The sequence below is a fragment of the Microvirga arvi genome (assembly GCF_016892765.1).
GTDB classification, from domain to species: Bacteria; Pseudomonadota; Alphaproteobacteria; order Rhizobiales; family Beijerinckiaceae; genus Microvirga; species Microvirga arvi.
Window position 1 is genome coordinate 22,676 of sequence record NZ_JAFEMD010000053.1, and the last position, 12,194, is coordinate 34,869.

Annotated in this window: 12 protein-coding genes and 1 pseudogene; 4 read left to right on the forward strand and 9 right to left on the reverse strand. The window is 61.5% G+C overall.

The features are described 5' to 3' along the window. Positions 1-13 precede the first annotated feature (13 nt). The 5 genes from ILT44_RS23585 to ILT44_RS23605 are packed head-to-tail and all read right to left on the reverse strand — an operon-like array spanning position 14 to position 5,647. A complete protein-coding gene (locus tag ILT44_RS23585; protein WP_204242056.1) occupies positions 14-1,147 on the reverse strand; it encodes an amidohydrolase/deacetylase family metallohydrolase in 1,134 nt (377 codons plus the stop codon). Further along, on the reverse strand, positions 1,137-2,186 hold the full coding sequence (locus tag ILT44_RS23590) for an N-acetylglucosamine-6-phosphate deacetylase (protein WP_204242057.1): 1,050 nt from the start codon (positions 2,184-2,186) through the stop codon (positions 1,137-1,139). The genes ILT44_RS23585 and ILT44_RS23590 overlap by 11 nt, the downstream gene beginning before the upstream one ends. A 7-nt stretch (positions 2,187-2,193) precedes the next feature. Then, positions 2,194-2,943, reverse strand: coding sequence for a glucosamine-6-phosphate deaminase (locus tag ILT44_RS23595; RefSeq protein WP_204242058.1), 750 nt, complete (start codon positions 2,941-2,943; stop codon positions 2,194-2,196). An 8-nt stretch (positions 2,944-2,951) separates the two neighbouring features. Beyond that, on the reverse strand, positions 2,952-4,589 hold the full coding sequence (locus ILT44_RS23600) for an ABC transporter permease (protein WP_204242059.1): 1,638 nt from the start codon (positions 4,587-4,589) through the stop codon (positions 2,952-2,954). Further along, positions 4,589-5,647: an ABC transporter ATP-binding protein gene (locus ILT44_RS23605; protein WP_204242060.1), complete on the reverse strand. Its 1,059-nt coding sequence runs from the start codon at positions 5,645-5,647 to the stop codon at positions 4,589-4,591. Before ILT44_RS23605 ends, ILT44_RS23600 begins: the two co-directional genes overlap by 1 nt. Positions 5,648-5,778: 131 nt before the next feature. On the opposite strand from ILT44_RS23605, the gene ILT44_RS23610 reads away from it, so the two are divergent. From ILT44_RS23610 to ILT44_RS23620, 3 genes are all read left to right on the forward strand, one after another. Further along, entirely contained in the window at positions 5,779-6,753 is a 975-nt protein-coding gene (locus ILT44_RS23610) for an extracellular solute-binding protein (protein ID WP_204242061.1), read from the forward strand. A 62-nt stretch (positions 6,754-6,815) separates the two neighbouring features. Continuing rightward, a complete protein-coding gene (locus tag ILT44_RS23615) occupies positions 6,816-7,640 on the forward strand; it encodes a DeoR/GlpR family DNA-binding transcription regulator (RefSeq protein WP_204242062.1) in 825 nt (274 codons plus the stop codon). A 14-nt stretch (positions 7,641-7,654) separates the two neighbouring features. After that, on the forward strand, positions 7,655-8,647 hold the full coding sequence (locus ILT44_RS23620; RefSeq protein WP_204242063.1) for a protein phosphatase 2C domain-containing protein: 993 nt from the start codon (positions 7,655-7,657) through the stop codon (positions 8,645-8,647). 29 nt (positions 8,648-8,676) lie between these two features. Here the strand turns inward: ILT44_RS23620 and ILT44_RS23625 are convergent, their stop codons facing one another. Beyond that, a complete protein-coding gene (locus ILT44_RS23625) occupies positions 8,677-9,453 on the reverse strand; it encodes an SDR family oxidoreductase (protein WP_204242064.1) in 777 nt (258 codons plus the stop codon). 118 nt (positions 9,454-9,571) lie between these two features. On the opposite strand from ILT44_RS23625, the gene ILT44_RS23630 reads away from it, so the two are divergent. Continuing rightward, positions 9,572-10,066 (forward strand): nuclear transport factor 2 family protein, encoded by a 495-nt coding sequence (locus ILT44_RS23630; protein WP_204242065.1) that lies wholly within the window; start codon positions 9,572-9,574, stop codon positions 10,064-10,066. A gap of 147 nt (positions 10,067-10,213) precedes the next feature. On the opposite strand, the gene ILT44_RS23635 is transcribed toward ILT44_RS23630, so the two are convergent. The 3 genes and pseudogenes from ILT44_RS23635 to ILT44_RS23645 form a co-directional block, all read right to left on the reverse strand. Next, positions 10,214-10,996, reverse strand: a complete 783-nt coding sequence (locus ILT44_RS23635; protein ID WP_204242066.1) for an HpcH/HpaI aldolase family protein — start codon at positions 10,994-10,996, stop codon at positions 10,214-10,216. A 95-nt stretch (positions 10,997-11,091) separates the two neighbouring features. Beyond that, a complete protein-coding gene (locus ILT44_RS23640) occupies positions 11,092-11,811 on the reverse strand; it encodes a ribonuclease activity regulator RraA (protein WP_204242067.1) in 720 nt (239 codons plus the stop codon). Positions 11,812-11,828: 17 nt separating this feature from the next. Next, positions 11,829-12,194: pseudogene (locus tag ILT44_RS23645) on the reverse strand (dihydroxy-acid dehydratase); the annotation flags it as partial.

The following is a 12,194-nucleotide window of genomic DNA, read 5'->3' on the forward strand; positions in this document are numbered from 1 at the left end:
GTCAGTGATAGCGTCAGGCTCGGTGCCACATGATGCCTCCGATCACCGTGCCTCTTGGAGCGATGCGCAGGCGCCCAGTCAACTCTGTATCGGTAGAATCCCGATAGGCGAACTCTCCCTCTTCCAGCGCCAACAAGGTGGCGTCGCCTACACTGCCCGGTTTGAGCGTGCCAAGTTCGGGACGCTGCAAGGCGTAAGCCGGATGCTCGGTGGCTGCGTGGATCACCTTGGCGAGCGGCATGCCCAGGCAGAGGAATTTCGACATGGTGGTAACGAGGTCGAAGGCCGGACCATCGATGCATAGAGCGTGCACGTCGCTCGAGATGCAATCGGGGAGAAATCCGTTGGCGAGCATGACGCGCGCTGTGTCGAACGAGAACGAACCCATGCCATGGCCGATATCGAAGATGATGCCGCGCTCGCGCGCCTCCGCGACCGCAGGATGCACCTTGCCGTCCGATGTCGCGGGCGTATTCGGGAATGGCCGGAAACAATGGGTGAGAATATCGCCCGGCCGCATGCGGGCAAGTACCTCCGGCAGGGTCGGCGGCGGCACATCGATATGCACCATCATGGGCAGACCGACCCGCTCGGCGACCTGGCGTGCGATATCGAGCGGCACGAGACCGGAATTGCCTGAAGCGTTGAAGCCGACCCGAACCTTGATGCCCACGATCGTCTTTTGATGCGCGAGAGCGACTTCCACCGCATCGAGGGGGGCCATGAGCCTCAGGTCGCCGCTTTCTCCCACCATGATGCGCTTCGAGAAGCCGTAAATGCCGGCAAAGGAAACGTTGAGATAGGCGAGAATTCGCACCGGCGATGGATGGATCACATGCTCCAGGAAGCCCTGGTAGTTGCCCGGACCCGCACTGCCGGTATCAGCAACCGTCGTGCACCCGCCCCGGGCGAGGATGAGTGGATCCACCCCAAGCGAAGTCCCGCCCCAGTAAACATGCGTGTGCAAATCGATCAGGCCTGGCGTGACGATAAGGCCTGCCGCATCCTCGACGCCGCGGGCGCCCGCGGCGAGATCATCGCCGACCGCCGCCACACGGCCACCCGCGAAGGCGACGTCGGCCACCCGGTCGATGGATTGCGACGGATCGATGACGCGGCCGCCGCGGAGAACGAGATCAAACGTCATGGTCGTAAGGCCTCCCCTTTCGTTCGTAGCACCGCTCGATGCCTCCGACCTCGACAGCAAGAGGATAGAGATCATCCGACCACAAGACTTCGCTGTCCGGCTGTCCCGTTGTTAGAGCCACAATCGCTGCCGCCATCAGGCGGCGCGGATTGTCGGACGCCATACGCAAGGCTTCATCGGCGGTAGCGAAATCCCAATCAACGAGGTTGCGAACGGCCTGATCGAGCGCGAGCGCCGAGCCGGCAAGGTACGGGCTTCCCGGCAGGCGCACGGATCCATCCGGCGCATGCTCGACTGTCATCCCGGCGAAAGGGTAAAGGCCAGGCGCAGCGGCAGCGGCGGAGACCGCATCGCTGACGAGGATTGCTCTCTCGTTTCCTTTTGCCCGAAGCATGGACTTGAGCGCATGCGGTGGCAGATGAATGCCGTCGGCGATGAAACTTGCCGATAGTCGGTCCTCTGCCAATTGCGCGAACAGGGGATTGTCGAGCTTCGGCAGAAACTGCGGCAGCCCATTGCCAAGATGGGTGGAAAGGGATGCCCCCGCTTCGGCAGCCGCGGCGACCGTCTCGAAGCCCGCGGCCGAGTGCCCGATGGCTGCAACGCGTCCCTCTGCTGTGATAGAGCGGATGAAGGCTCTGCTGCCTTCAAGCTCGGGGGCGATTGTCACGAGCAGAATTGGGCGCGTGAGCCCCCGGTTCAACCGTCCGATGAGGGAGGCATCGGGCGTCCGCATCACTTCAGGGGGGTGGCATCCGGCATAGCCGCTGCCTGGATTGAGGAAAGGCCCCTCGAGGTGATACCCCGGTATCATGAGCGCTCCGAGCCGGCTCTCCGCAACAGCCCGGTCCAGAGCGGCGAAGCGAGCTTCGAGCGCATCGTCCAAAGCGGTGATCAAGGTCGGCAGACAGGCGGTGACGCCGGTGGCGAGCATCGCCTCAAGGGCATGATCGAGGGCATCGGCACCGATAGCCTCGCTGTTGAAGTCGATGCCTGCAAAGCCGTTGACTTGAAGGTCGAAGAGCCCGCTCGTCCGCATGTCGGCCTCAGCCTATCCGGCGCGACAGAAGCGCTGCCGCGGGTCGATCGATATAGAGGCTGCAGCATGAATGCCGCTGCAGCACGGATGCCGGATGACCGGGGCTGACCTCACCCTCGACAGCGTCCCGGACGGCAACCGCCTTGCGGGCATCCGGCACGCACAGGATGATGCGCTCGCTCTTCAGGATCTGGTGGATGCTCATGGAGATGGCGCGATCCGGAACGGCCTCCAGAGTCGGAAACCATCCCTCGCCGAGTTGCTGCCGCCGGCAGGCTTCGTCGAGTGTGACAACGATGTAGGGTGCCTCAGCGTCGAAATCAGCCGGCGGGTCGTTGAAGGCCAGATGGCAGTTCTCGCCGATTCCTGCAAAGCACACCGCTATGCGATGCCTTGCAATGAGCGTGTTCAGACGAGAGACCTCGGCTTCGAGATCAGCAGCATCGCCCGCGATGGCCACGAAATCTCCGAGTGCCGGAACGCGCGCTATGAAACGTTCCTTCAGATATCGACGGAAACTTGCTCCATGGGTGGGAGGAAGCCCGACATATTCGTCGAGGTGAAACACCGTGACCTTCGACCAATCGATACCCTTTTCGATCACCAGCGCGTCGAGCATCTCGAATTGGCTGGCGCCAGTAGCGAGGATGATCGTGCAGGCACCATTCTGGGCAATTGCCTTCCTGATGGCTTCGCCGCCCTCTGCGGCGGCACGGGCACCGAGTGTTCTCTTGTCAGGTTCGATGTGGATGTCCATGTGAGCTCTTAAAGCAGCGCTCGCTCGTCACGCCCCATGAGGCGGAAGGCGATGTAGATGGCTGTGCTGCTCAGCACGAGAAGCACGGTGGAAAGGGCGGCGGCAGTGCCATAGTCCCCGTCATTGATCGCGATGTAGATGCGCACAGGCATGGTGGCGGTGCTGCCCACGTAGAGAACGAGCGACGAGGACAGTTCATTGATGGCCGTGACGAAGCTCAGCATGCCGCCGGCCACGATGCCCGGCAGGATGAGAGGTACCGTCACTTTCATGAAGGCCCTTGCGGGACTGTAGCCCAGGGAGATCGCCGCCTCCTCCATGCTCGGGCTGACCTGCCGCAGGGCGGAAGCCGAGGAGCGGACGGAATAGGGAAGCCGCCGGATGAAGATCGACAGAATGATCACAGCGGCCGTACCGGTCAGCGCGAGGGGTGGAGCGTTGAAGGCCGCGACGAAGGCAATCCCCACCACAATGCCGGGCATCACATAGGGCACCATAAGGGTCGCATCGAGGAGCGATGTGTTGACGCTCATCTTTCGCGCCACGAGGCATCCGATGAGCGTTCCGATCGTGACGATGAGTGCGACGGTCGCGAACGAGAACATCAGAGAGTTCTGTACGACGTCCGCGAGATTGTAGAGGATGCGGCGGTAGCTCTCGAGGCCGAAGCCCGGGTGGAAGACTGGGCCGCTCGTGCGCCTGACCGAGTAGATCGCTGCGATGAACGCGGGCATCGCTCCGATCAGCGCAATGGTATAGACCACTCCGTGAGCGGCAACGTTTCGAAACCCGGTGAGCTTCTTCTTCACGGGCTTATTGATGAGGTTGCCATGATAGACATTCCGGCGCGACATGTAGCGCTGCCCAAATACGAAGAGCATGGACAGCATGATCAGCACGATGCTGATCGTGGTCGCCATGCTGAGATTGCTCCCGACCTCCGCAGAGTAAAGCGTGTAGGCCTCCGTTGCCAGCACATTGAAGCCGCGGCCGATGAGCCGTGGGGTACCGAAATCGGCGATGGAATGGATCAGAGCCAACAGACCGCCGGCTGAAATCGCGGGGAGGACCAGCGGAAAAGAGATCTTCATGACGCGCTGGAAGGGCGTGAGGCCGAGGCTTTCCGCAGCCTCCTCCAGAGAGCGGTTGATGTTGGAGAGCGCGCCGGAGGCAAGAAGATAAACGTAAGGATAAAACTTGAACGAAAAAACGATGAGAATACCCCATAGGCCGAAGATCGGCGGGATGAAAATCCCCCACGACATCAGGGTCTGGCGGACGAGGCCACCGGACCCGAACAGCACGATCCAGGAATACGCGCCAATGAAAGGCGGCGAGACGAGCGCAAGAATCGCGAGCAGCGAGACGATGCGGCTGCCGCGGATCTCGATGCGTGCCATGCAGAATGCCATGGCGCTGCCGAGCAACAGAGAACCGACAAGGCCACCGAAACCAACGATGAGCGTATTGACGAAAGCGGCGCGGAAGCGAGGCGTTTCGGCGAAGCGCGTATAGTTGCCCAGGGTGAAATTCCCAGCCTGATCCTGAAGGCTTGAGAGAAGAACCGATCCTAGCGGCACCACCAGGAGCGCAATCAGCATCAGCCAAGCGAAGATTGAGACAAGCGTCCAGAAACTGACCCGCATCAGTTGCCCCTACCCTCAAGCCGCATGCCACTGGAATCGAAGCTCAAAATGTCCTGGCGCCGAAATGCAAGTGGAATGGGGCTCCCGGTTTCCATGCGCAGTGTCGGCGACGGATCGGCAAGCTGCACGACGATTTTTCCGGCCGGCGTCTGGGCCAGCACATGCGCTTCACGCCCGAGATAAGTGTATTTCTCGACCATTCCGGCAAGGCGAATACTGTCGGGAGCGACGTCGCCCTGGTCGAGGCGGATATGCTCGGGGCGGATCGCCAACTGGTGAGCGCGACCCGACTCCACGTCTGGCCCCATACCGAGATGAGAGGCCGCTTCGCGGGGCAGCACATTCATCGTGCCGACGAACGAGGCGACAAAGATCGTCCTTGGATCGGCATAGATCTCCTGCGGGGTGCCGATCTGCTCGATGCGGCCCGCATTCATAACGCAGATGCGGTCGGAGATCGCGAGTGCCTCCTCCTGGTCATGCGTGACGTAGATGGCCGCAATGCCGATGCTCTTCTGGATATCCCGGATCTCGTCGCGCAGGTCGATACGCAGCTTCGCGTCGAGATTGGAGAGAGGCTCGTCCATCAGAAGCAGCTTCGGACGGATCACCATGGCGCGGGCGAGACCGATGCGCTGCTGCTGTCCGCCCGACAGGGCGGCCGGGAGGCGGGTCGCCATCGCGCCGAGCCGAACGGTGGCGAGCGCTTCGGCAACCCGCGCGGCGGTCTCTGCTGCCGGCACTTTCCGGGCTTTGAGGCCAAAGGCCACATTCTCGGCCACCGTCAGGTGCGGGAAGACAGCATAATCTTGAAAAACCATGCCGATATCGCGCTTGTGGGACGGAACGGAATCAAGCCCGGTTCCCGCAAGGCTGATGCTGCCCGCCGTCAGGTCGGCAAAACCGGCGATGGATCGCAGCAGCGTGGTCTTCCCGCAGCCGCTCGGCCCCAGAAGCGTGAAGAACTCGTTCCGCTCGACCGTGAACGATACCCCGTCGAGTGCACGCACCGAGCCGCCGAACTGCTTGGAGGCATCCTTCACCGCTAGATAACTCATCGTCCCCCCGAGGCGCCCTGTTGTCAGCCTGCTTTACAGCATAAGCAGGAGTGTTTACTTTGCAACATACGGTCTTTGCATATACAACATTAAAGGCCGTCTATGACGTCATCATAGTTCGGGAGGAACGGATGAAAGCGTTGACTGGCCTATTGGTTACTGCCGTATCGGTAGCGGCGTTTGCTGGGGCCGCCTCGGCCCAGGAAAAGGTCGTCCTCTATACAGCCCATAAGACATCCCTCGTGCAGGCCCTCGCTCCGGTTTTCGAGAAAGAGACTGGCATCAAGACTGAAGTGATTCAGCTTGGTTCCAGTGAGGTGACCCGGCGTGTTCGCGCCGAGGCCAAAGCTCCGAAAGCTGACGTGATCTGGAGCACAACCGGCAGCCTGCTTACCGAAAATTCCGATCTGCTCGAGCCTTACAAATCCAAGGAGGCGGGTGGCATCGATCCCCGCTTCGTCAAGAGCCCAGCCTGGACGCCCTACACGGCCGTGATCTACGTGCTCATGCAGAATACGCGCATGATCCCGGAAACGGATACGCCGAAAACCCTCACTGACTTGGCAGACCCCAAGTGGAAGGCCAAAATTGCCTCAGCCAGGGCCGACAATTCCGGTTCCGCGTTCCAGCAGATGATGACGGTGCTGACTGTCTTCGGGGATCAGGGATGGAACAAGTATGGTGAGATCGCGAAGAACTTCGTGCTGACCGACAGCTCCGGCTCTGTGCCCCGTTATGTTGCCGATGGCGAAGCTCCGTTGGGCCTTACCCTTGAGGACAACGCTCTTGAGTACAAGGCCGGTGGCGCCCCGATCAAGATCGCCTATCTTGCCGATGGAACGACCGCCTCTCCGGATGGCGTTGCGCTTGTAAAGGGCGCACCCAATACCGAGAACGGTAAGAAGTTCATCGACTGGGCACTCTCCAAGAAGACGCAGGAACTGCTCGTTAAGGAAGCCGGACGCCGGTCGGTCCGCACGGACGTCTCGGGTCCGGGCGATCTCCCCCCGCTCAGCAGCCTCAAGCTCGTCGAACTGAAATCGATCGATGAGCTCGGCGGCACCCAGGCGATCCTGGACAAGTGGCGTAAAGCCGTCGGCCAATAGGTAACATTGCGGCCGCGTTCTCCTGGACGTGGCCGCATTCTCTTCGAGAATCGTCCAGAACGATGTCCGCTCGCCTATCGACAAAAGTCACGAAACTGTCGGCGGAGGAACGACGGCGGCACATCATCGAGTCGATCGAACGGCTCGGTGGAACTCCGGTAATGAACCTTGCCCAGGAACACGGGGTGACCTCGCAGACCATCAGGCGGGATCTGCAGGAACTCGAATCGCGCGGCCTTATTCAAAAGGGCCACGGTGTCGCGCTTCCCGGTCCGGGCTCTACGGCCATCGCCTATAAGGACAGGAACGCTCATCAGACGGAGTTGAAGCGCCGCCTTATGGCCCCGCTCGCCGAATTCATTCACCCAGGCTCGACAATTTATGTGGGGCTTGGCACGACATTCAATTCGATCCATGAGGTACTGCGCGACCGTTCCCGCCTGATTGTTGCAACAAGCAATCTCGGCGTTGCCTATGCGTGTACCTTCAACACCACGGCTACGCTCTACCTGTTCGGCGGCTATGTCCGGCGCAACGATACGGCCATTCTGGCTTCGTTGGGTGGCGGTCTCGGCAACACCTTCAAGTTCGATCTCGCGATCCTCGGTGCTAATGCCATCGACGAGGACGGGGCGGTGCTCGCGCACGACCCTCTCGAGGTCGCCTTTGTTCAGGAAGTGATCGCCGCCTCTCGGCAGGTGATCTTCGTCGTTCAGGCTGACAAGTTTGGTGGCCGCGCACCCCATGCGGTCAGCCATCTGCGCCGTGCCTCCGTGCTCATCACCAATTGCAATCCAAGGTCCAAGCTTAATGACCCGGCGATCCTCGATGCGACGCGGGTTGTTCAAGTCAAGCAGACCTTCCCTGATTCCTGCCCTGATTCCTGAAAGCGAGTTTGATTATGCTCATCGAAGCCTTCTCGGAGGCCAAGATCCCCTCTGCGCCAGACACGAACGAGGATCGCTTCGCCATCCTGCCAGGACGCGCCTACGCCGTGATCGATGGGGTCACTGACCGCCTCGGCACGCGCTACAACGGCATGCTGTCCGGCCAGTATGCTGCAACGATCGTCAAGGACGCGTTTGAACACGCCCTTACCCGCCCCGATCGCCCGGCGGATACGAAAGCCTTGATCGCGATCCTGACACAGGCCATTGCCGATGCCTACCAGGCTCACGGCATGCTGGATGCGGCGCGGTCCGATTGGAACCAACGCTTCTCCGCCACTCTCGCAGTCGTTCTCATGGGCGACGAGACAATCGATATCGCCCTTGTAGGCGACAGCGGGGTCCGCATCAACGGCAGCCAAATCCTGCAAGTCGACAAGGATCTGGACCTCATCACATCGACACTGCGCCAGCAGGCCTGGCCGGTCATTTGTTCATATACGAGCGATCCGGCAGCTCAGGAAAAAGCGTCGCGCCAGGTGACTTGGTTCGGCACTCGCCAGCCACACGAGGCTCTTGCCGGCATACTTGATCCCCAGGACCTCGATTCGATCGAGCAGAAGACCGTCACCGCATGCATAGAAGCGCTTCCACACGTGCCTCGCGGAGACATCGAAACGCTCGTGCGCGGAGGCATCGTCCATGCGCAGGGCGCCTATCAGAATGACGCCAGCACGATCCTTGGCTATTCTGCTCTCGATGGCTTCGAGGTTCCCTTGTCCCTCGTGCATTTCGAGCGGCTTCCACGGGCCGAGGTCCAAACGATCGAGCTGTTTTCGGACGGATACTTCAAACCCGGCGCGGATTTCGGCGTCGCGTCGTGGGAAGAGGCTTTTCGCGAGGTCGAGCGGGACGATCCCGCCAAGGTGACGCTCTATCTCTCACCCAAGGGGTCGACGGCAACCCATTGGACCGACGACCGGACCTATCTCGGCGTACGGTTCTGAGAGTGAAGCCCTGAGGAACGCAGGTCGCGTTAGAATTCGGCACCGCAGAATTCACGGGCCATGGTCGTCGAGCCTGCCGTGAGGCCTCCGTCGAGAGCGATGACCGCACCGGTGATCATTCGCGCGTCCTGCCCGATCAGAAAGGCCGCTAGTCCGGCCACATCCTCCGGAACGCACACATCGCCTAGCGGATACCAACGCTTCACCCGTTCGAGGATCTCGGGATCTCGCGCCACGCGCTCGCTCCAAGCCTGGGTCTTCACGCTGCCGGGTGCGATGGCATTGGCCCGCACACCGTATTGCCCAAGTTCCACGGCCAGGAAACGCGTGAAATGCTCGAGCCCGGCCTTTGCGGCGCTGTAGGCCGGATAGCCGTAGATCCCGGTGGCATTGGCCGACGAGATGTTGATGATGATGCCCTTGCGGCGCGCCATCATGCCGTCCTGCACGGCACGCACGCAACGCCAAGCACCGTTCAGGTTGAGGTCGAGATCGGCTAGCCACGCGGCTTCATCGGTTGCGGCTAGCGTCGGTGCGGTCACACCACCCGCATTGTTGACGAGGACGCCGATCGGGCCGAAGGCTGCTTCCGCTCTGGTGACGGCCTCGCCGATCGAGGCGTTGTCTGTCACGTCGGCTATGATGCACGCGCGACGATCTCCGCCCGCGATATCCCGGGCAGCCCCTTCGAGGGCGGCTCCGTCCCGGTCGAGCAGCGCGACCCGGTGCCCGCCGGCCAGAAAACGTCGGGCCAGCGCCCGACCGATATCGCCAGCCCCGCCGGTTACAAGTATTGTCTCGCTCATTCCCCGCCTCCCCGGATCTCAAGGTTTAGCGACTCCGGAGCCGTGTACAAGCCTTTTGAATCGGTTCCACGCCGCCGATTTCGCCTCTACGATCATGTGTCAAAGGAGCTTTCGCACGATGCCCGACACCAATCCTTTTCCGCCCGGCGATGCCGACCGTCGCGCGATCTGGGACATGCTTGTGCAACGCGACATCCGTGCCTTCGTCGCGGGTGATTGGAACGCACATTTTGCCGATTTCGCGCCGGATGGTTTCTTTGGCATCGACGGCCGGTTCTCGGACGATCCCGATTCCTGGCGTGCAACCTTCGCCGATATCGAGCGCTATCGCGAAGCCTGGCTCGCGGGCAGCGCAGAACTCGCCGGGCGCATCGATCCCAAGGATCTGGAACAGGCCCTGTTCGCGCTGACGACCTTGCGCGAGATCGAGATCGTCAACGACTTCGCGATGGCGCGCAAGAAATTCGACGGCACGATCCCGCTCGTCGGAGCCGAGCCAACCGTGTTGCGCTGGCAAACCCTGTACTTCTGCCGACGCCTCGGAGACCGCTGGCGCATCGCAGGTTTTCTGGGCTATCTGCCGAACCCCATGGGCCACGTCGCCTCAGTATGAACTACGCGTGCCTGCAATGGTATTCGTAGAGCCCAACCGGAATGGCAGCTTTATGAATCCCTGATCATTCGAAAGCGGATTAACAGCTTGACCATGGCAGCGGGCTCGTCTGTGCCTTGAACTTTTCGGCTTCCTTGTGCCGATTGCCTAACCGGATGCGATCAGCCGCCGCGTATCCGCCACGCTGGCGCCAGCAGCACTGGCGAGAAGACGGACATCATTGGGAAGCGTGATGAGGTCGAAGCCCCAGCCCACAGCCTTTGCAGCATAAGCTGACCCGCCGCAATGGAGGCCGGCTCTGATGCCGGCCTGGTGCGCCTTGGCAAGAATCGTCTGAATGGCTTCCACCATCTCCGGCTCCTCGCGGTCAAAGCCGAATGGGTATCGCTTTCCGGTAAGCCCGAGGGTCAGATCCGATGGGCCGATATAGACGCCGTCGAGGCCAGGAGTCGAAACGATTTCCTCGACATTCCGGAACGCTTCCGCGGTTTCGATCATCGCGAAGCACAGGACGTTCCTGTCAGCTTCTCCAGCATAGTTCGGGCCTGCGGAGAAGGTGGCCCGTGTCGGCCCGAAGCTGCGGGTTCCATCCGGCGGATAGCGTGTGTAGGAGACGAGTTCGGCCGCCTGAGCCCGGTTATCGATCATGGGGCAGATCACCCCATAGGCCCCGGCATCAAGTGCCCTCATCACAGCAGCGGGATCCAGCCATGGCACGCGCACGAGGGGCGTGACCTCGCTGGCGCGCACGGCCTGCAGCATGCCGACCATCGCCTGATAATCGACAACGCCGTGCTGCAGGTCGATGGTGATCGAGTCATAACCCTGCTCCGCCATGATCTCGGCCGAAAAGGCATTTGCGATCGACAGCCATCCATTGAGAACAGGCTTTCCTTCAGCCCATAGCGACTTGATTCTGCTCGGTTTCATTTCGGCTCTCGGTTAAAGCTAACATTGCCGGGACTATTCATAGCATTGAAGGACCGCGGTTCGCACCGGACGTGGCATCCCGATCCTTCCCCCAATCAGCGGCCGTTGGCCTTGCGCCAGGCTGCGAAGTCGATGTTGGTCTGCTCGTCTGTGGCCGGGTACAGCCCCAGGATTGAGCGTCCCTTCAGGACCTCTTCCATCACGAAATCCTCAAATGCCGTCATTTCCGTGGTCTCGTCGGCGATCTCGTCAGCAAGGTGGGCCGGGATCACCACGACGCCCTCCGCGTCGCCGACGATCACGTCGCCCGGAAATACCGGTGCATCGCCGCAGCCGATCGGCACGTTGATGTCGATTGCCTGGTGCAGGGTCAGGTTCGTCGGAGCCGAGGGACGATTGTGATAGGCGGGGATCCCGAGTTGCTCGATCTCGGGCGTGTCGCGGAAGCCGCCGTCCGTGACAACGCCGGCGACGCCGCGCATCATGAGGCGGGAGATCAGGATCGAGCCGGCCGAGGCCGCACGCGGGTTCTTGCGGCTGTCCATGACGAGGACCGCACCCGGTGGACAGATCTCAACGGCTTTGCGCTGCGGGTGCTCCCGGTCGCGGAAGACGGACAGCTGGTTCAGATCCTCGCGAGCCGGCATGTAGCGCAAGGTGAAGGCTTCGCCGACCATCGGGCCCGCATCGCGATTGATGCGGTGGACGTCCTGAATCCACTGGTTTCGTAGGCCGCGCTTGTAGAGAGCCGTCATCAGCGTAGGCGTAGCGACTTTCTTCAGCTTCTCGCGGGTCTCGGGCTTCAGTCCGGTCATCGGCGCATCTCCTGGAATCAAAAAATATCGGGCTCGGCCACAGGCGCGCCGTGGCTCGTCTCGAGGAAGTCGAAGTCGCAGCCTTCATGGGCTTGGCGGATGTGCTTCGTGAACATCCAGCCGTAGCCGCGCTCGAAGCGCGGCTTGCGTTCAGGAAGCAGGGCACGCCTCATCTCGAGCTCTTCATCGGAGACTTCGAGCGTGATGCGGCGTGCCGGAATGTCGACGGTGATGATGTCACCCGTACGCACGAGGGCGAGCGGTCCGCCCACATGCGCCTCCGGCGATACGTGAAGGATGCAGGCGCATAGCTCGTGCCGCTCATGCGGGCATCGGACAGGCGCAGCATGTCACGCACCCCCTGCTTCACGAGCTTCTTCGGG

Excerpts from the sequence above, each read along its gene's own strand:
- ILT44_RS23635 (WP_204242066.1), bottom strand. The coding sequence starts at position 10,996 with ATGAAACCGAGCAGAATCAAGTCGCTATGGGCTGAAGGAAAGCCTGTT.
- ILT44_RS23620 (WP_204242063.1), top strand. The coding sequence starts at position 7,655 with ATGCTCATCGAAGCCTTCTCGGAGGCCAAGATCCCCTCTGCGCCAGAC.
- ILT44_RS23640 (WP_204242067.1), bottom strand. The coding sequence starts at position 11,811 with ATGACCGGACTGAAGCCCGAGACCCGCGAGAAGCTGAAGAAAGTCGCT.
- ILT44_RS23610 (WP_204242061.1), top strand. The coding sequence starts at position 5,779 with ATGAAAGCGTTGACTGGCCTATTGGTTACTGCCGTATCGGTAGCGGCG.
- ILT44_RS23630 (WP_204242065.1), top strand. The coding sequence starts at position 9,572 with ATGCCCGACACCAATCCTTTTCCGCCCGGCGATGCCGACCGTCGCGCG.
- ILT44_RS23600 (WP_204242059.1), bottom strand. The coding sequence starts at position 4,589 with ATGCGGGTCAGTTTCTGGACGCTTGTCTCAATCTTCGCTTGGCTGATG.
- ILT44_RS23625 (WP_204242064.1), bottom strand. The coding sequence starts at position 9,453 with ATGAGCGAGACAATACTTGTAACCGGCGGGGCTGGCGATATCGGTCGG.
- ILT44_RS23585 (WP_204242056.1), bottom strand. The coding sequence starts at position 1,147 with ATGACGTTTGATCTCGTTCTCCGCGGCGGCCGCGTCATCGATCCGTCG.
- ILT44_RS23595 (WP_204242058.1), bottom strand. The coding sequence starts at position 2,943 with ATGGACATCCACATCGAACCTGACAAGAGAACACTCGGTGCCCGTGCC.
- ILT44_RS23590 (WP_204242057.1), bottom strand. The coding sequence starts at position 2,186 with ATGCGGACGAGCGGGCTCTTCGACCTTCAAGTCAACGGCTTTGCAGGC.
- ILT44_RS23615 (WP_204242062.1), top strand. The coding sequence starts at position 6,816 with ATGTCCGCTCGCCTATCGACAAAAGTCACGAAACTGTCGGCGGAGGAA.
- ILT44_RS23605 (WP_204242060.1), bottom strand. The coding sequence starts at position 5,647 with ATGAGTTATCTAGCGGTGAAGGATGCCTCCAAGCAGTTCGGCGGCTCG.